At 74.7% G+C, this 18,120-nt stretch carries 13 protein-coding genes and 1 pseudogene; 11 read left to right on the forward strand and 3 right to left on the reverse strand.

The features are described 5' to 3' along the window. Positions 1–16: 16 nt before the first annotated feature. The 11 genes and pseudogenes from ACZ6Y7_RS23125 to ACZ6Y7_RS23175 all read left to right on the forward strand — a co-directional run bounded on the left by ACZ6Y7_RS23125 (position 17) and on the right by ACZ6Y7_RS23175 (position 15,730). Positions 17–1,354, forward strand: a complete 1,338-nt coding sequence (locus ACZ6Y7_RS23125; protein WP_465759812.1) for a hypothetical protein — start codon at positions 17–19, stop codon at positions 1,352–1,354. Between the two features lie 489 nt (positions 1,355–1,843). Next, a complete protein-coding gene (locus ACZ6Y7_RS23130; RefSeq protein ID WP_465759813.1) occupies positions 1,844–2,914 on the forward strand; it encodes a hypothetical protein in 1,071 nt (356 codons plus the stop codon). 1,437 nt (positions 2,915–4,351) lie between these two features. Continuing rightward, positions 4,352–5,965 (forward strand): annotated as a pseudogene (locus ACZ6Y7_RS23135) (AMP-binding protein); the annotation flags it as partial. Continuing rightward, on the forward strand, positions 5,945–6,532 hold the full coding sequence (locus ACZ6Y7_RS23140; RefSeq protein WP_465759894.1) for an acyl-CoA thioesterase: 588 nt from the start codon (positions 5,945–5,947) through the stop codon (positions 6,530–6,532). The pseudogene ACZ6Y7_RS23135 and the gene ACZ6Y7_RS23140, both read left to right, overlap by 21 nt. Next, entirely contained in the window at positions 6,529–9,114 is a 2,586-nt protein-coding gene (locus ACZ6Y7_RS23145; protein ID WP_465759814.1) for an oxidoreductase, read from the forward strand. The genes ACZ6Y7_RS23140 and ACZ6Y7_RS23145 overlap by 4 nt, the downstream gene beginning before the upstream one ends. Before the next feature lie 10 nt (positions 9,115–9,124). Then, positions 9,125–10,096 carry a carbon-nitrogen hydrolase family protein gene (locus ACZ6Y7_RS23150; RefSeq protein WP_465759815.1) on the forward strand — a complete coding sequence of 324 codons (972 nt, stop codon included), beginning with the start codon at positions 9,125–9,127 and terminating at the stop codon, positions 10,094–10,096. Next, complete coding sequence (locus ACZ6Y7_RS23155; protein WP_465759816.1) at positions 10,093–11,220, forward strand: cupin domain-containing protein; 1,128 nt, start codon at positions 10,093–10,095, stop codon at positions 11,218–11,220. Before ACZ6Y7_RS23150 ends, ACZ6Y7_RS23155 begins: the two co-directional genes overlap by 4 nt. Before the next feature lie 17 nt (positions 11,221–11,237). Continuing rightward, the gene (locus ACZ6Y7_RS23160) at positions 11,238–12,143 is read left to right on the forward strand and encodes a fumarylacetoacetate hydrolase family protein (RefSeq protein ID WP_465759817.1); all 906 of its coding nucleotides are present in this window, start codon (positions 11,238–11,240) and stop codon (positions 12,141–12,143) included. Positions 12,144–12,358: 215 nt separating this feature from the next. After that, the gene (locus tag ACZ6Y7_RS23165; RefSeq protein ID WP_465759818.1) at positions 12,359–13,117 is read left to right on the forward strand and encodes a maleate cis-trans isomerase family protein; all 759 of its coding nucleotides are present in this window, start codon (positions 12,359–12,361) and stop codon (positions 13,115–13,117) included. A gap of 109 nt (positions 13,118–13,226) precedes the next feature. Then, positions 13,227–14,114: a PaaX family transcriptional regulator gene (locus tag ACZ6Y7_RS23170; protein WP_465759819.1), complete on the forward strand. Its 888-nt coding sequence runs from the start codon at positions 13,227–13,229 to the stop codon at positions 14,112–14,114. Then, a complete protein-coding gene (locus ACZ6Y7_RS23175; RefSeq protein ID WP_465759820.1) occupies positions 14,111–15,730 on the forward strand; it encodes an amidohydrolase in 1,620 nt (539 codons plus the stop codon). Before ACZ6Y7_RS23170 ends, ACZ6Y7_RS23175 begins: the two co-directional genes overlap by 4 nt. 134 nt (positions 15,731–15,864) lie before the next feature. Here the strand turns inward: ACZ6Y7_RS23175 and ACZ6Y7_RS23180 are convergent, their stop codons facing one another. The 3 genes from ACZ6Y7_RS23180 to ACZ6Y7_RS23190 all read right to left on the reverse strand — a co-directional run bounded on the left by ACZ6Y7_RS23180 (position 15,865) and on the right by ACZ6Y7_RS23190 (position 17,976). Then, the gene (locus tag ACZ6Y7_RS23180) at positions 15,865–16,383 is read right to left on the reverse strand and encodes a universal stress protein (RefSeq protein WP_465759821.1); all 519 of its coding nucleotides are present in this window, start codon (positions 16,381–16,383) and stop codon (positions 15,865–15,867) included. Between the two features lie 109 nt (positions 16,384–16,492). Then, positions 16,493–17,092 carry a hypothetical protein gene (locus tag ACZ6Y7_RS23185; protein WP_465759822.1) on the reverse strand — a complete coding sequence of 200 codons (600 nt, stop codon included), beginning with the start codon at positions 17,090–17,092 and terminating at the stop codon, positions 16,493–16,495. An 83-nt stretch (positions 17,093–17,175) separates the two neighbouring features. Beyond that, entirely contained in the window at positions 17,176–17,976 is an 801-nt protein-coding gene (locus ACZ6Y7_RS23190; RefSeq protein ID WP_465759823.1) for a dienelactone hydrolase family protein, read from the reverse strand. Positions 17,977–18,120: the final 144 nt, after the last annotated feature.

Consider the following 18,120-nt stretch of genomic DNA (forward strand, 5'->3'; position numbering starts at 1 on the left):
CGGGCACAATGCCCGGATGCCGTCGCCGCTCCTGTACGCCGTCGCCGTCAACCCGGCACTCCCGCCCGCCCTGCTCCACCGCCTGATCCATGCCGCCGACACCGACCAGGAGCTGGCCGAGGCGCTCGCGGACCGGCCGGACCTCGGGCCGGAGCAGGCCCGCCGGCTCTCCGAACGCGACCAGCACACCGCCGCGCGTCTCGCCCGTCGCGGCCTGCTCGGCCCGGCCGAGATCGACCCGGTGGCCCGGCCCCTCGTCGCGCTCGCCCTGCTGGACGAGGGCCGGGGCGATCCGGCCTGGGCACGACGGCTGGCCCGGGATCCGGACCCGTACGTCCGGGAGCGCCTCGCGGCCTGCCCCGGACTCGCGGCGCGGGCCGCCGAGCTCCTCGCCGCCGACGAGTCGACCGAGGCGGTGGCCGAACTCGGGCTCCACGCCGACCGTCCGGAGCTGCTGGCCCGGCTCTCCGCCCACCCGTGGGCGGAGGTACGGCGGTGCGTCGCGGCGAACCGGGCCGCGCCGCCCGGGCTGTTGACGGCGCTGCTGGCCGACGGCGACGTCCGGGTCCGCCGCCAGGCCGTCGGCAACCCCGGGACCCCGGGCGCGGCTGCCGCCCGGCACGTCGTCGACCATCCGATGATCCGCCGGCACCTGTCCGAACACCCCGGACTGCCCCCGGAGACCTTCCACCGGCTGGCCGACGACCGCATGCCCTGGGTCCGCGGCAACCTGGCCGAGAACCCCGGGATCGACCTGCCGCTGATGCACCGGCTCGCCGCGGACGACGAGGCCGACGTCCGGCGCCGGCTCGCGCACCATCCGGCGCTGCCGCTCGACCTGCTCGAACGGCTCGCCACCGCCGTCCGGATCGGTCCGGTCCTCCTCCCCCGGATCGCCGCCGCGAAGCCGGCCGAACTGGCCCGGCTCGCGGACTCCTCGCAGCCCCGGGTGCGGATGCTCGTGGCCCAGCACCGCGGGCTGCCCGCGACCGTACGGGACCGGCTCGCCGCCGACCCGGACGCCGCGGTCGCCACATCCGTCGCGCCGCACCCCGGACTCGCGCCCGCCCGGCTCGCCTCTCTGCTCGACCGGTTCGGCAGCACGCTCGCCACCGCCGTCGCCGCCAACCCGGACGCCCCGACCGCCCTGCTCGACCGCATCGCCACCACCCTGCCCGTGCCTGCCAAGGCGCTGCGCGCCATCGCGGCGCACGCGCAGGCCGGCCCCGGGACCCTGACTCGGTGCCTCGCCTCCCCGGACGACCGCACCGCCGCAGCCGCCGCGGGCAACCCGGCCCTGCCGGTGGAGGCCATCGAAGCACTCGTCCGAGCGCTCTGCCCGCCGGGGCGGTGAGCAACGGCCGTACCGGGAGGGCCGATCGACCGCTGTGACGGGTAGGGAAGCGACCGCGACGACTCCTCTGCGGTCGGCCGTCACGGCAGTCGGCCCGGAGCCGCGCACCGCGCACGCCTCCACGCGGATCGCCACCACCAGTCAGGCCCGGGCCGAACCACCCGCCCGGCCCGCCGGGTTACGGCCGACCGGGCCGGTGGCAGGCGGCGGATGGACCGGCGCTCACCCGCCACCCCACCGGCACCGCCCGCACCGGTCGCACCACCCGGCACTGGCCGCACCACCCGCACCGCCCGCGCGACGCGCATCACCCGCACCACCCGCACCATCCGCACCGGCCGGAGCGCGCCGGGCGGGCTCTACGTCCGGGTGGGGTTGCAGTTGCGTCTCCGTTCCGTTTCGCGGGCGTACGAAGTGTCGGCCGATCCGGGATCGTGGATGCCGACGACTGGTCCGGCAAGGGGAGTTGCCATGGGGGACGGCCGCGGGATGGTTCCCGACGTCGTGGAGGCGCTGCTGACCGGCGGGCCGCACCGGGCGGTGTCGGAGGTGGTGCGGGCGCGGCTGCGGATGGTGCCGGAGGGGGCGCGGGCGCTGGAGAACGCCGAGGCCGCACCCCAGGACCCGCGGGCGGTGGCGCAGCTGACCGCCGCGGTCGCCCATCTGCTGGCCTCCGACGAGGCGTTCGCGCAGTACCTGGCCACCACCGGGTTCGGACGACCCGCCGACCCGTCGACCGTCCAGCTCCGGACCGATCCCGGCACCGTCCAGCTGCGGACCGGTCCGGCCGCCCCGCCGCCCTCGAAGGGCCCGACGACCGTCCAACTGCGGACCGGCAAGCCCGCGAAGAACCCCGACACCGTGCAGCTGCGGCTCGACCCGGTGACCGCCCGGGCCCAGGCCCTGGCGGCCCGGCGGGGCACCCTCGGCATCGTGGTGGCCCTGCTGCTGGTCCTGATCGCCGCGCTGGTCTCGATCGGCATCCACCTGGGCTCGCGCCCGCTGCTGCAGCCGGGCGGGCCCGGCCTGGCGCACGCGCAGCCGCTGCGCGACCCCGCGCTGGTCCGGGGCGTCCTGCCCGACGCCCGGGCGATGCCGGCCGGCTGGCAGGTGCAGAGCGGCCCGGAGTCGGGGACGGGCACGGGCGGCTCGGTGCCGTGCCTGCTGCCGGACGGTTGTGACCGGCAACTCAGTTACGCCACGACGACGTTCAGCGCTTCCGGGTTCCAGACCGTACGCTTCACGGCGGTCGTCTTCGACTCCCCCGAGTCGGCCCGCCAGGCCTTCGACACCACGCTCGACCGCACCGCCGACGAGGGCTCAGGGGCGGTGGCCCTCCCCCCGGTCGGCGACCAGCGCGCCGTCCGCACCCGCGGCGCCTCGTCGACGGTGGCGCTGGTCCGGGTCGGCGGCGTGGTGCTCCTCGTGCACAGCGACGGGCTCGGAGCCGCCGCCGGCGCACCGGCGCTCACGGTGTTCGCCGGGCTGTTCGCCGAGCGCGCCCGGCAGGCCGAGGACGGCCGCTCCCCCGGCGCCACCGCGTCCGGCCCGACGGGCTGACGACGCACGCACCGACGACCGCGCACCCACGGGCCAACACGCCAACACGCCAACACGCCAACAACACGGCACTCAGCTTGTGATGTATCTGTGTGCAGCGGTTCGTCGGGGTTCGGTGCCGACCTGGTGGTGGACGGGGCGCGTGTGCGCCTCGCCGGTGGCCAGGACTCTTCCGACCTCGTAGCGGGTGGCGGGCTGGTTGTTCGTGCGGCCGGGCGGCCGGCCCGGCCCGGGGCGGGTGGGTTTCGGTGCTCGCGCTGGTGAGGGGGTCTTCGTGTGGAGGTTTCGGAACCCGCGCCGGACGCAGGCGGGGGGGGTGAGCTTGTTCGGTTCCGCAGGCTTCTGCCGGTCAGCTCGAACAACGTGTCGCGCCGCCCGCTCCGGCAGTCGTAGAAGAGCCCCCGGAAGCGTCGCAGTTCCGCGAACGGATCGCGCTGCGCGCCCTGGTCCACCGCACCCATCACTCCGGCCTTCGCGTCAAGTCCTCTTCCTGTTGGTCGAGTTCAGGATCACGCGAAGGCCGTTCCGCTGTCCCGGGAACACCCGGACGAGTGATCGCTGGGCCCGGGTGTTCCAAGCCGGACGTGAGGCCTGAGAAGACCTCAGGCGATCAACGTCCCGCCGCCCGTCGTGACCGCTCGATTCGAGCGAGGGAACCGATGCCGACGACGGTGAGTGCAACGACCCCGAGTTGCGTGACCGTGTCTCCCCAGAGCAGGTGGATCATCCACTGAACTATGCCGTGCGTTTCATTCACGGGAGTGATCGTATGCAGAGCCTGAGTGCGTTTTTGCTGGTGAGGGCCAGATCGCGGCAACAATCCGGTGTCAGTTGAACGCAGCGGCCGTGCCACCACCCCAGGCGTGCCGGATCGGTGATCGCCGGGCTCGCCTGTTTCGAACCCGGGCGTCCATCACAGGCTCGGGCCTTGTTGAGGTAGGCAACCACGGGTTCGCAGACCCCCACCGGAACCCCAGCGCGACCGCGCCGGCCCCCACCGGGACCGGCAGGGTGACGGCCGCCGCCGCGCAGGCCCGGAGGAACCCCCGCGCCCAGCTCTCAGCCCCAGGAGACCGGCCGTCTCGCCAGGCCTGACATTCCCGCCTCCACCCTTCCCACCCTCCCGGCTCCCCGGCCTGCGTTCGATGCCTCTCTGCACCAGCCGGCGCCCGTGAACGCCCTGGCCGCCGGAGGAGTACGGCCAGACCCACCGCTCCGCACGTCCGAGCCCCGCACAGATCCCGCGCCACCTGCGCCGCCCGCACGCGAGCCCCGCGCCACCCGCGCCGCCCGTGGGCCGGGCCCTCGCCGCTCCAGCCACCCGCACCCCACCCCGGGAGCCGAACCTTCGCCCGAATGCATGTATCGCTCTCTTGACTGGCGTCACCGAGCCGCCATACTGGCCTCACTCCCGCTCGCACGACGAGGTGCCCGCCCATGGAGCTCTCCCCCTCGGCGCACGTGGACACGTTCTGTCGAGACCACCTCCCACCCTTCGACCAGTGGCCGGAACTCCTCTTCGATCTACCGGAGTTGGCCTACCCCGACCGCCTGAACTGCGCCACCGCCCTGCTCGACGACACCATCGACCGCCTCGGACCGGACCGCCGCTGCCTGCTCACCCCCACCGAGCAGTGGTCCTACGGCGAACTGCGCGACCACGCCGACCGGATCGCCCGCCTGCTGACCGAGGACCTCGGCCTCGTCACCGGTAACCGGGTGCTGCTGCGCGGCCCCAACACCCCCTGGCTGGCGGCCTGTTGGCTCGGAGTGCTGAAAGCAGGAGGCGTGGTCGTCACCACCATGCCACTGCTGCGCGCCACCGAACTCAGCGAGCTGCACGGCATCGCGAAGCCCGTCCTCGCCCTCTGCGACCACCGCTACCTGGACGACCTGCAGCAGGCACGGACCCCCGGCCTGCGGATCCTGGCCTACGGCGGCGACGGCCCCGACGACCTCACCGTCCGCTGCGCCGCCAAGCCGGCCGGCTTCACCGCCGTCCCGACCGCCGCCGACGACGTCGCGCTGATCGCCTTCACCTCCGGCACCACCGGCCGCCCCAAGGCCACCCTGCACTTCCACCGCGACGTCCTCGCCAACGCCGACACCTTCTCCCGCCACCTGCTGCAGCCGACCCCCGACGACCTCTTCGCCGGCACCCCGCCGCTCGGCTTCACCTTCGGCCTCGGCGGCCTGCTCGTCTTCCCGCTGCGGGCCGGCGCGGCCGGTCTGCTGCTGGAGCAGGCCACCCCCGAGCAGCTGGCCGAACAGGTCCGGGCGCGCGGGGTGAGCGTGCTGTTCACCGCGCCGACCGCCTACCGGGCGATCCTGGCCGCCGGGCTCGCGGACCGGCTGGCCGGGGTGCGTCGCTGCGTCTCGGCGGGCGAGCCGCTGCCCGCCGCCGTCTGGCGGGCCTTCCACGCGGCCACCGGGCAGCGGCTGATCGACGGCCTCGGCGCCACCGAGCTGCTGCACGTGTTCATCTCGGCCGCCGACGAGGACATCCGCCCCGGCTCCACCGGCCGGCCGGTGCCCGGCTACCGCGCCGCGGTCCTGGACGAGCACGGCCGACCGGTGCCGGACGGCGAACCCGGGCTGCTCGCCGTCAAGGGCCCGACCGGCTGCCGCTACCTGGACGACGCCCGCCAGACGAGCTACGTCCGGAACGGCTGGAACCTCACCGGCGACACCTTCGTGCGCGACCGGGACGGCTACTTCTGGTACCAGGCGCGCAACGACGACATGATCGTCTCGGCCGGCTACAACATCGCCGGGCCCGAGGTGGAGCACGCCCTGGCAGCCCACCCCGGGGTGGCCGACTGCGCGGTGGTCGGCGCGCCGGACGAACGGCGCGGCGCCGTGGTCAAGGCGTACGTGGTACTGCGCCCGGGCGTCCCGGCCGGACCGGAGACGGTGCGCGGGCTCCAGGAGCACGTCAAGCGCACCATCGCGCCGTACAAGTACCCGCGGCTGGTCGAGTTCGTCACCGAGCTGCCGCGCACCGCGACCGGCAAGCTGCACCGCGCCGAGCTGCGGCGACGGGCATCGCCCGTCCCGGCCGACACGGCGGCCACGACGCCCGGACGGCCCTCGGCCGACACGGTGGCGACGCCCACCCCGGCCGACACGGCGGCCACGACGCCCGCACCGACCCCGTTCCACCCGGCGCCCTCGCCGACCCCGGTCGATACGGTGCCCGCACCGACGCCGGCCAGTGTGGCGATCGAGCGCCGGGTCGAGTGGTCGGACACCGACGCGGCCGGGCACTACCACTTCTCCGCCGTCCAGCGCTGGGCGGAGGCGGCGGAAGCGGAGCTGCTGCGCCGGCTCGGGTTGGCGGAACTGTTCGGGCGGATCCCCCGGGTGCACTTCGAGGCGGACTACCGCGAGCGGCTCTGGTTCGGGGACGTGGTCCGCACCGAGCTGCGGGTGGTCCGGGTCGGCGGTTCCTCGCTGCACTACGCCTTCGAGGTGCACGGCCCGCAGGGCCTGGCCGCGAGTGGGCGGATGTCGGTGGTGCACGCCGCCCCGCTCACCAAGGGCGCCGAGCCCTGGCCCGCCCCGGTCCGGCGGGCACTGTCCGAGGCCGGGCCGCAGCAGCCGGAGGTGGTCGCATGAGCAGCACACCGGGCGACGAACGGGCCCTCCGGACGGCCGGAGCGCACCAGCCGTCCGGAGCCCGCCCCCCGTCCGGGCCGCCACGGACGGCCGCAGCCCACCGGACGGCCCGGGCAGACCGGATCGCCGTGATCGGCGCCGGTCCCGGCGGCCTCTACTTCGCCGCCCTCGCCCGGCAGTTGGCGCCCCACCGGGAGATCACCGTCTTCGAACGGGACGGCCGGGAGGACGAGTTCGGTTTCGGCGTGGTCTTCTCCGACGAGACGCTGGACGGCATCGCCCAGGCCGATCCGAGCGTCTTCGCCGCGATCGGCGCCGAATTCGCCCGCTGGAGCGACATCGACATCCGCTACGCCGGCCAGGTCCGCACCAGCGGCGGCCACGGCTTCGCGGCCCTGGACCGCAACCGCCTGCGCGCCATCCTCCAACGGCGCTGCGCCGAACTGGCGGTGGACGTGCGCTACCGCACGCCCGCCCCGCCCGTCGATCGACTCTCCGCCGAGTACGACCTGGTGGTGGCCGCCGACGGCATCCGCTCCGGCACCCGGCAGGCCCTGTCGGACGCCTTCCGCCCCGAGCTGGACGAGCGGCACTGCCGCTACATCTGGCTCGCCACCGACAAGGTCTTCGAAGCCTTCACCTTCATCGTCGAGCAGTACGACTTCGGCGTACTGCAGGTGCACGCCTACCCGTACAGCGCCACCCGCTCCACCTTCATCGTCGAGGTCGCCGAGGACGCCTGGCGCCGGGCGGGCTTCGAGGCCCTCGCCGCCCGGGAGTTCGCGCGCGGCGAGAGCGACACCGGGAGCGTGCGGCGCTGCGAGGAGCTGCTCGCCGAGCACCTGGACGGGCACCGGCTGATCCCCAACGCCTCGCGCTGGATCCGCTTCACCACGGTGCGGAACGCCAGGTGGCGCCACCGCAACGTGGTGCTGCTCGGTGACGCCGCGCACTCCGCGCACTTCTCGATCGGCTCCGGCACCAAGCTGGCCCTGGAGGACGCCCTCGCGCTGGCCGCCGCACTGAACGAGCAGCCCACCCTGGCCGAGGCCTTGGCCGCCTACGAGGCCGAGCGGCGCCCGGTCGTGGAGTCCACCCAGCGGGCCGCGCAGGCGAGCCTGGAGTGGTTCGAGACCGTCGGGCGGCGGACCGGGCAGGGCATCGACCAGTTCGCCTTCAACCTGCTCACCCGCAGCCGCCGGGTCACCTACCGGAACCTCCGGGCCCGCGACGCCGCCTTCGTGGACGCCGTGGACACGGCCTTCGGCGGCTCCCCCGGCGTGCCGCCGATGTTCCGGCCGCTGAAGCTGGGCACGCTGGAGCTGCGCAACCGCGTCGTGGTGCCGCCGCTGGCGACCTTCACCTCCCCGGACGCGCTGCCCAGCGCCTTCGACCGGGCCCAGCTGACCGGACACGCGCTCGGCGGCGCCGGGCTGGTGCTCGCCGGGATGACCGCCGTCAGCTCCGAGGGCCGGGCCACCGACCGCTGCCCGGGCCTGTGGACCGACCGCCAGGAGGGCGCCTGGCGCGAACTCGTCCGGGCCGTAAGGGCGGTGAGCGACACCCCGCTCGGCATCCAGCTGACGCACGCCGGACGCCGGGGCGCCACCGCCGTCCCCGGGCCGGACGGCATCGGGCGGCCCCTCACCGAGGGCTGGCCACTGCTGGCCGCCTCACCGATCCCGTGGGACGCCGACAGCCCCGTGCCGCACGAGGCGAACGAGATCCAGCTGGCCGCCGTCATCGCCGACTTCGCGGCCGCCGCCGAGCGCGCGGCGCGGGCCGGGTTCGACGTGCTGGAGCTGCAGTTCGGCCACGGGCACCTGATGTCCTCCTTCCTCTCCCCGCTCACCAACCACCGCACCGACCACTACGGCGGCCCGCTCGCCCACCGGCTGCGGCTGCCGCTGGAGGTGCTGACGGCGGTCCGCGCCGCCTGGCCGGCCGGGCAGCCGCTGCTGGTGCGGATCTCGGCGAGCGACTGGGCACCCGGCGGCACCACCGAGGCCGAGGCGGTGGCGATCTGCCGCGCGCTGGGCGAGGCCGGGGCGGACGCGGTGGACGTCTCCACCGGCGAGGTCGTGGCGCACCAGCGACCGCCGTACGGGCGCGGCTACCAGACGCCCTTCGCCGAGCTGGTCCGCGCGGCCACCGGGCTGCCGACCATCGCGGTCGGCGCGATCTCCGGGCCCGACGACGCCGACTCCGTCCTGCTGGCCGGGCGGGCCGACCTGGTCGCGGTCGGCCGCGCCCACCTGTACGACCCGTCCTGGACGCTGCACGCCGCCGCCGAGCAGGACTACGCCGGGCCGGGCGTCCGCTGGCCCGAGCCCTGGCGGGCGGGCAGCCGCAAGCCGCCCGGCCCGGGCGCCGAGCGGGTCGCCCCGCGCCTCCACCTGCTGCGCGAGCCGCCCGCCCCCGTCCACCGCCGCTGGCGGCCCTCCCGGACGCTGAACGAGCCGGGCCCGCCCACCCCGGCAGTGGACGAGCCGAGCCCCACCCCGGCCCCGTCCGACCCGACCCCGCCCACCTCCGCACCGCCCACCCCGGCCCCGTCCGACCCGACCCCGCCCGAGGAGTGAGGAGGACCCCGTGCCCCACCTGCCCCGCTTCACCGCCGCCGCCGTCCAGGCCGCCCCCGTCTACCTCGACCCGGCCGCCACGGTCGACAAGGCCGTCGCCCTGATCCAGGAGGCGGCCGGCCACGGCGCCGAACTGGTCGTCTTCCCCGAGGTCTTCGTCGCCGGGTACCCGTACTGGAACTGGACGATGACCCCGGTGCAGGGCTCGCCCTGGTACGAGCGGCTGTACCGCGCCTCGGTGGACGTCCCCGGTCCGTACGTCGACACCCTGCGCGCCGCCGCCCGGCAGGCCGGCGTGGTGCTGGTGATCGGCGTCAACGAGCGCGGCCGGCACAGCCTCGGGGTGCTCCACAACACCCTGCTGATCATCGACTCGGACGGCGAACTGCTCAGCGTCCACCGCAAGTTGGTGCCGACCTGGGCCGAGAAGCTGACCTGGACCCAGGGCGACGGCAGCACCCTCAAGGTGCACCCCACCTCGGTCGGCCCGCTCGGCGCGCTCGCCTGCGGCGAGAACACCAACACCCTGGCCCGCTTCACCCTGCTCGCCCAGGGCGAACTCGTCCACGCCGCCGCCTACATCGCACTGCCGGTCGCCCCCGAGGACTACGACATGGCGGAGGCGATCGCGCTGCGCGCCGCCGCGCACTGCTTCGAGGGCAAGCTGTTCACCGTGGTCTCCTGCTCCACCGTCTCGCCCGAGATCGTCGACCTGATCGCCGGCGAGGACCAGCAGCTGCGCAAGCAGCTCTCCCGCCCGCGCAGCGCGCTGTCCGGGATCTTCGGCCCGGACGGCCGCGCCGTCACCGAGCCGCTGGTGGACGAGGAGGGCATCGTCTACGCCGAGATCGACCTCGGCCGCTGCATCCAGCCCAAGCAGATGCACGACATCGTCGGCCACTACAACCGGTTCGACGTCTTCCGGCTGCACGTGAACGACCGCCCGCTGCGGCCCCTGGTGTTCCCCGAGGAGGAGTCATGACCAGGCAGGACGAGCACCACGACGACGACCGGATCGGCCGGGCCCGCGTCACCGACAGTCCCGAGCTGCTCGCCTACTACGAGGAGTTGGCCAAGCACGAGGCCGGCGCGCTGTGGACGGTGGCGAACGAGATCGAGCCCTGGTACCCGCAGCCCACGTCCGTGCCGATGCTCTGGCGCTACGCGGACCTGCGTCCGCTGGTACGCAAGGCGCTGCCCCTGGTGAAGGCCGACGACGCCGGCCGCCGGGTGGTGATGCTGGTGAACCCCGGACGGCGGGACCTGAGCGCCGCCGTCGGCCTGTTGTACACCGGCCTGCAGATCATGGGACCCGGCGAGGCGATGACCGCGCACCGGCACCAGGCCTCGGCACTGCGCTTCGTCCACGAGGGCACCGGCGCCTGGACGATCGTCGACGGGCAGAAGCTCAAGGTCGGCCCGCGCGACTTCGCGATCACCCCGAACAACACCTGGCACGAGCACGGCAACGAGTCCGACGACGCCCCGGTGATCTGGCAGGACGGCCTGGACATCCCGCTGGTCAACACCCTCGACGCGAACTTCTACGAGGTCCACCCGGAGCTCTACCAGCGCCCCGGCCCGGTGGTGAACTCCTCGCTGCTCAGCCACGGCGGCAACCTGCTGCCGTACGGCGTCGAGAAGTGGACCCGGCCGTACTCGCCGCTGCTCGGCTGGCCCTGGGAGCCCAGCTACCACGCGCTGTGCCAACTCGCCCGCGCCGCCGAGGGATCGCCGTACGACGGCGTCATCATGGAGTACACCAACCCGGTCACCGGCGGCTCGGTGATGCCGACCATGGCCGCCCACCTCCAGTTGCTGCGCCCGGGCCAGGCCACCCGCGCCCACCGGCACACCGGCTCGGTGGTCTACACGGCGGCCAAGGGGCGCGGCGTCTCGGTGATCGCCGGCCGGCGCTTCGAGTGGCAGCAGGGGGACGTCTTCGTCGTCCCGTCCTGGGCCTGGCACGAGCACGCGAACCTCGACCAGGGCGAGGACGCCTGCCTGTTCTCCTTCAACGACTTCCCGGTGACGCACTCGCTCGGCCTCTACCGCGAGGAGGCCTACCCGGACCACGACGGGCACCAGCCCACCACCACCGCCTGACCAGGAGACCCGCCACCATGCACCTGCTGACCTACCGCGCGGACGGCGACGACACCCCGCGACTCGGCGCCCTGCTCGCCGGGGACCGGGTCGCCGACCTCACCGCCCTCGCCGGCACCGCCGGGGCGCACCTGCCGGACAGCCTCCTCGGGTTGATCCGAGCCGGGGAGCCGGCCCTCGCCACCGCACGCCGCCTGGTCGCCGACGCGCCCGCCGACGGTCCCGCCGTCCGGCCGTTCGCCGAGGTCGCCCTGTGCGCGCCGCTGCGCCCCGGGAAGATCGTCGGCGTCGGCCTCAACTACGTGGAGCACGTGGCCGAGTCGCACCGCACCCTGGACACCGAGCGTGAACTGCCGGACCGCCCGGTGCTGTTCAGCAAGCCGTCCACCGCCGTCACCGGGCCCGGCCAGCCGATCCGGCACAACGCCGACCTCACCAAGCAGCTCGACTGGGAGTGCGAACTCGCCGTGGTGATCGGCGAACCCGCCTTCCAGGTCGCCGAACGGGACGCCCTGCGGCACGTGTTCGGCTACAGCATCGTCAACGACATCAGCGCCCGCGACCAACGCCGCTCCGGCCAGTGGTTCTTCTCCAAGGGCCAGGACAGCTACGCGCCGTTCGGCCCGGTCGTGGTCACCGCCGACGAGATCCCCGACCCCCAGCGGCTCGACCTCTCGCTGAGGGTCAACGGCGAGCTGCGGCAGGACTCCAACACCCGCCACATGCTCTTCGGCGTCGCCCGGCTGATCGCCGACATCTCCTCCGGCGTCACCCTGGAACCGGGCGACGTGATCGCCACCGGCTCCCCGTCGGGTGTCGGCGCCGGGATGGTGCCGCCGCAGTTCCTGCAGCCCGGTGACCTCGTCGAGGCCACCATCGAGCGGATCGGCACGCTCGCCAACCCCGTGATCGACGCCCGCTGACCCGCCGCCGCGTCCGACCCGCCGGCGCGCCCGACCCACCGGCGCGTCCGACCCACCGATAGCGCCGACCCACCGATAGCGCCGACCCGCCGACGCCGGGGGCGGCATTCGCCCGGACACCCCGCCGAGACACCGGCCGCGAGGGCCCACGCGACACCCGACGCCACGCCCGACGCGACAGCCGACGCAATGCCCGCCGAAGGGAGCGCCCGCAGATGCCGACCTACCGGATCGGCCAGATCGTCCCGAGTTCCAACGTCACCATGGAGACCGAAGTGCCCGCGCTGCTGCGGGCCCGCGAGGCGGTCGCCCCCGAACGGTTCACCTTCCACTCCAGCCGGATGCGGATGACCAGGGTCACCCCCGAGCAACTGCGCGCCATGGACGGCGAGTCCGACCGCTGTGCCGCCGAACTCTCGGACGCCCGGATGGACGTGATCGGCTACGCCTGCCTGGTCGCCGTGATGGCCACCGGCCCCGGCTACCACCGCGAGGCCGAGCAGCGACTGCACCGGCGCACCGTCGAGAACGGCGCCCCCGCGCCCGTGGTCACCAGCGCCGGCGCCCTGGTCGCCGGCCTGCGGGCGCTCGGCGCCACGAAGGTCGCGATGGTCACCCCGTACCCGCGGCCGCTGGCCCGCACGGTGGTCGAGTACCTGGCCGAGGAGGGTGTCGAGGTGCTCGACCACGCCGCCCTGGAGATCGCCGACAACCTCGACGTCGCCGCCCACGACCCGGCCCGGCTGCCCGCGATCGCCCGCGGCCTCGCGCACGCCGACGCCGACGCCGTGGTGCTCTCCGCCTGCGTGCAGATGCCCTCGCTGTCCGCGGTCGAGGAGGCCGAACAGCAGCTGGGCAAACCGGTGGTCTCGGCCGCGATCTGCACCGCCCACCAACTGCTGCGCGCGCTGGACCTGCCCGCCTTCGCGCCCGGCGCCGGGCACCTGCTCTCGGGTGCCTACGCACAGGTCTGAACCTCCCGGAGCACCGCTATGATCACCACCGGTCGCCGGGTCGCCACCCGGTGACCGGGAGACCGGCGGAGGCCGGGCACCACCAACCGCCGGGGAGGAGCGCCCACGCATGTCGGACCGCACGCCCCGGCCGAGTTCCCTGATCCACACCGTCTACGGCGAGTTCGTCCGCCGCCTCGGCGGCTGGATATCCATCGCCGACCTGATCGCGCTGATGGCCGAACTGGACGTCGACGGCCCCGCGGTCCGCTCGGCGATGTCCCGGCTGAAGAAGGCCGGCACCCTGCTCCAGGAGCGCCGTGCGGGCACCGGCTACCGGCTCGCCCCCGCGATGGAGCCGGTGTTCGAGGAGGGCGACCGCCGGATCTTCCACAGCCTGGAACCCGCGGAACTCTCCGACGGCTGGGTGGTGGCGGTCTTCTCGGTGCCCGAGTCCGAGCGCGCCCACCGGCACCAGCTGCGCTCCCGGCTGAGCTGGCTCGGCTTCGGCAACGCCGCCCCCGGCGTCTGGCTGGCCCCCGCCCGGCTGCTGCCGGACGCCCGTCGCCTGCTGGAGCGCCTCGGGTCGAGCGCCTACGTCCACCTCTTCCTCTCCGCCCAGTACGCCGGTTTCGCCGATCTGCGGACGGCGGTGGCGAGTTGGTGGGACCTCCCGGCGATCGAGGCGCAGTACGCGGCCTTCACCGACGCCTGGCGCCCGGTGGCCGAGGAACTGCGGGGGCACGGCGGGCACCGGCCACCTCGGGTCGGCCCGGCCGAAGCGCCGGCGCCCCGGGTCGACCCGGCCGAGGCCTTCCGCGCCTACGTCCCGATGCTCACCCAGTGGCGCCGCCTGCCCTACCTGGACCCGGGGCTGCCCGCCCCCCTGCTGCCCGCCGACTGGAACGCCGTCCCGGCCCGCGCGGTCTTCACCGAGTTGCACGAACTGCTCGCCGAGCCCAGCCTCCGGTACGTCGAGAAGGTCACCGGTCTGTCCCGCCCCCAGGAGCCGTCATGACCCCCCAGCCCCCCGCCGACCTGCTGATCCGGGCCGCCGCCGTGCACACCCTGGTGCCCGGGGAACCGCCGCAGCGGTCGATCGCCGTCACCGACGGCCTGGTCACCGCCCTCTCCCCCGCCCCCGACGGGCTGGACGCCCTGGTCGGGCCGGCCACCGAGGTCCTGGACGCCCCGGGCTCGACCGTGCTGCCCGCCTTCGACGACACCCACACCCACCTGATCCTGGCCGCGCAGAGCGTCCACGGGGTGCCGGTCCACCGGGCCCGCGACCTCGCCGGGTTCCTCGCGCTGATCCGCGAGCGCGCCGAGCGCACCCCCGCCGGGGAGTGGATCCGCACCACGGTCAACTGGCAGGAGTCGCTGCTGGCCGAGCAGCGGATGCCGACCACCGAGGAACTGGACGCGGCCACCGCCGACCACCCGGTGCTGGTGCGCCGCGGCGCGTACAACATGGTGCTCAACTCGGCCGCGCTGCGGCTGGCCGGGATCACCGAGGCCACCGAGGCGCCGCCCGGCGGGGTGATCGAGCGCGACGAGCGCGGACGGCTCACCGGCCGGCTGGTCAACCGGGCGATCGAGCCGGTCGAGCGGGTGCTGCCGCGCCCCACCCTCGCCGAGCGGATCGACGGGCTGCGTGACGCCTCCGCCGACTACGCCGCCACCGGGATCGGCACCGTCCGGGACTGCCTGGTGCCGGTCGAGGACCTCGACGTGCTGGACGCCGCCCGGGCCGAGGGCGCCCTCGCCGTCCGGGTCCGGGCGCTGGTCTCCGGCTTCGCCGCCCGGACGCCCGAGCAGGTGGACACCCTGCTGGACCGGATGGACCGGTGGCGCGCCGAGGGCCGCGACGACGCGCAACTGAGCCTGTGGGGCGTCAAGTTCGGCATCGACGGGGGCTTCGAGGCGGGCGCGCTGGAGGAGCCCTACCAGGGGCAGCCCTGCTACCACGGGCGACTGCTCTGGGAGCCGGACGAGCTGCTCGCGGCGGTGGACCGGGCGGTCGCGCGCGGCTGGCGGGTCGGTGTGCACGCCTGGGGCGACCGCGGCCTACGGGTCCTGCTGGACGTCTTCGAACGGGTGCTCAAGCGCCACCCAGGCCTGCCGCCCGGCACGCTGGTGGTCGAGCACGGCGGCCTGGCCCGCGCCGACCAGCGGGCCCGGGCGATCGCGCTGGGCATCCCGGTGACCGTCCAGCACCCGCTGCTGCACGACGGCGCGCTCACCCAGCAGCGGGCCTGGGGCGAGGAGCGCACGGCCGCGCTCTTCCCGCTGCGCGCGTGGCTGGACGAGGGAGCGCTGCTCACCGGCGGCTCGGACTTCCCGGTCGGCCCCTACGGCGCGATGGTCTCGGTGTGGGGCATGACGACCCGGGGCACCACGGCCGGGGTGGTCGGCCCCGAGCACGCGATCGACCGCTCCGAGGCGGTCGCGCTGCACACCGTGAACGCCGCCCGGCTGACCGGCGAGAGCGCCTTCCGCGGCAGCCTGCGGCCGGGGGCGTTCGCGGACCTCACGGTGTGGCCGGTCGATCCGCTGCACTGCCCGGTGGACGCCCTGCGCGGCCTGCTGCCCGATCGCACGGTGCTCGCCGGCCGGACGACCCACCCGGCCTGAACCGCGCCCGACTGAACCGCGCCCGTCCGAGCAGCGCCCGTCCGAGCAGCGCCCGTCCGAGCGGGCCCGACGAACCGGACGCGTACGGGCCGGAAGTGTGAGACCGCAAGCAGCAGACCGTTCATGACGGTACGTCAGGCCGCGACCAGCTCTCGCAGGTCGATGCCGCGGTGCAGTGCGCGCAGGTCCTCGTGCAGCGTGGACGGCGGGACGACCAGCACGCCGCAGCGCGCGTGGTCGAGGCAGTGCCGGGTCACCGAGCGGCGCGTCAGAGCGCGCAGTCGGGCCCGCAGGCCGCCCTGTTCGCCGGTGCTGACCACCAGCAGGTCGCCCGGGCGGTCGGCCAGCTCGGTCAGCACCGCCCCGGCCTCGCCCCGCACGACCAGCGGCCGCACCGGAACCCCGATCGGGACGCCGCCGAAGGCCTGCTCCAGCGCGCGCTCCATCCGCGCGTCGGCGAGGTCCTGCCAGGCGCGGAGCAGCGGCGGGCAGGGTCGCGCCCGGTAGCTGCGCTCGCCGCCGACCGGCGTCCAGGCGAGCACCGGGACCAGGACGGCCTGTCGGGCCCGCGCCTCCTCCGCCGCCCTGTGCAGGGCGGTCAGGCTGTGCAGCGAGCCGCTGACTCCGACGATGACGCGAGCGCCGTCCGACATGATCCTTCGCTTTCCGATGTCAAGCCTCTACAGTGTCTGCGATTATGCTGCCATGAGTCGATGCTGGCCTGCAAATCAAAGGCATTCACTGAATATCGCCTTGCATCACTCAGCGATCCCCGGGCCCGTCCCCCGGTCGGACCTCCTGGAGCAGCCCCCAGGTGAAGTCCGCCGTCCACGGGCGCACCCGCCCGGAGTCGTCCGGCGCCCCGAAGTCCAGCTGGAACCGGGTCGGCGCGCTCCCCTCGCGCGGCACCGCGGAAGGGAACGCAGCGCCGACGTCCCCCACCACACAGCCCCACGGCACCAGGTCGGCGCGCGAGCGCAGCGCGGGCAGCGGCACTCCTGACGCCCGCACCAGCCACTCGTTCAGCACCGGCGAGCCGATCTCCGCCGGCCCCAGCAGGACCTCGAACCGCAGCTCGGGCCAGAGCGGCAGCTCCCACTGCCGCGCGGTGCAGGCGAGGTCCCCGATCCGCCGCGGCACGCTCGCCCCGGCCGGGCCGAGCACCGCGGTGAACCGGGCGGCGCCGCGCGGGAACCGGGGTGCCCGGACCATCGCCTGCCACCGCTTGTTCGCCTCCCGCATCGACGCCCGCGTGGCCCCGAGCCGCCGCACCGCGTCCTCGACCAGCCCGGGCTGGTAGTCCGCCATCCGACGAAGCAGCACCAGCTGGAACTCGGTCACCCCGAAGCCGTTGATCGCCATACCGGCAGGCTAGGGGGCCGCCCGCCCGGGCGTAGGCCCGCCCGGGCGGGCGCGCCGCCGGACCGGCCCCCGCTCACCTGTGGCTACGGCGTGCCGTCGGCCCGACCGTCCCGCGTCACCTTCAGGTGCCGGGCGAAGAACCGGGCCGCGTCCTCCCCCGCGGACCGCGGGACGCCGGTGTGGCCGCCCATGTGGGCGTGCAGGGACTTCTCCGCCGAGCCGAAGGCGTCGAACAGCTCCAGCGCCGCCTGCCGGTCGTTCCCCTCGTCGTCCCACTGCAGCAGGACGTGCAGCGGAATGGTGACCCGTCGGGCCTCCTCGACGATGGCGCGGGGCACGAAGCTCCCGGCGAAGAGTCCGGCGGCCACGATGCGCGGCTCCACCGCCGCCAGGCGGACGCCGATGGAGATCAGTCCTCCCGAGTACCCGACCGGGCCGCCGATGCCGGGCAGCGACAGGAGGGCGTCCAGGGCGGTGCGCCATTCCGGGACGGCACGGTCGACGAGCGGGAGGACGAGGGCGTCGACGATCTCGTCGCCGACCGGCTCGCCGGCTTCCAGAGCCCGGCGCAGGTCGGCACGGGCCTCCTCGACGGCGGGCCAGCGCGGCCGGTCGCCGCTGCCGGGGAGCTCGATGGTGGCCGCGGCGAAGCCGTCCGCCACGGCCCGCCGGGCCCGGTCCGCCAGCCGCGGGTACATCCTGCGCAGTCCGAGCGGAGGGTGGCCGAGCAGGATCAGCGGTACCGGTGCGGACACGGGCGCGGACGCGGACGCGGGCGCGGGCGTCCACAGGATGCCGGGGATCCCGTCGAGGGTGAATTCGCGTTCGAGGACGCCACGGTCGGCGGCGCCGTCGTCGAGGCGCCGCTCGGAAGTGATGTGCATGGTCATGCCCTTCGGGAGTGCTCGTGATCGGCGCTCCCGGACGACCTACCGCCCGACCGTGACCCCGGAGGGGAGCACCCATGTCGAAACTGCGTTCACGGGTACCACCTCCTCGTTCTCTCGCACGGCCATGGGAAAGGTAGC

It is taken from the genome of Kitasatospora sp. NPDC053308 (assembly GCF_055585785.1).

Coding starts and splice junctions, on each gene's coding strand:
- ACZ6Y7_RS23125 (WP_465759812.1), top strand. CDS start 17: ATGCCGTCGCCGCTCCTGTACGCCGTCGCCGTCAACCCGGCACTCCCG.
- ACZ6Y7_RS23130 (WP_465759813.1), top strand. CDS start 1,844: ATGGTTCCCGACGTCGTGGAGGCGCTGCTGACCGGCGGGCCGCACCGG.
- ACZ6Y7_RS23145 (WP_465759814.1), top strand. CDS start 6,529: ATGAGCAGCACACCGGGCGACGAACGGGCCCTCCGGACGGCCGGAGCG.
- ACZ6Y7_RS23155 (WP_465759816.1), top strand. CDS start 10,093: ATGACCAGGCAGGACGAGCACCACGACGACGACCGGATCGGCCGGGCC.
- ACZ6Y7_RS23160 (WP_465759817.1), top strand. CDS start 11,238: ATGCACCTGCTGACCTACCGCGCGGACGGCGACGACACCCCGCGACTC.
- ACZ6Y7_RS23165 (WP_465759818.1), top strand. CDS start 12,359: ATGCCGACCTACCGGATCGGCCAGATCGTCCCGAGTTCCAACGTCACC.
- ACZ6Y7_RS23170 (WP_465759819.1), top strand. CDS start 13,227: ATGTCGGACCGCACGCCCCGGCCGAGTTCCCTGATCCACACCGTCTAC.
- ACZ6Y7_RS23175 (WP_465759820.1), top strand. CDS start 14,111: ATGACCCCCCAGCCCCCCGCCGACCTGCTGATCCGGGCCGCCGCCGTG.
- ACZ6Y7_RS23180 (WP_465759821.1), bottom strand. CDS start 16,383: ATGTCGGACGGCGCTCGCGTCATCGTCGGAGTCAGCGGCTCGCTGCAC.
- ACZ6Y7_RS23185 (WP_465759822.1), bottom strand. CDS start 17,092: ATGGCGATCAACGGCTTCGGGGTGACCGAGTTCCAGCTGGTGCTGCTT.
- ACZ6Y7_RS23190 (WP_465759823.1), bottom strand. CDS start 17,976: ATGCACATCACTTCCGAGCGGCGCCTCGACGACGGCGCCGCCGACCGT.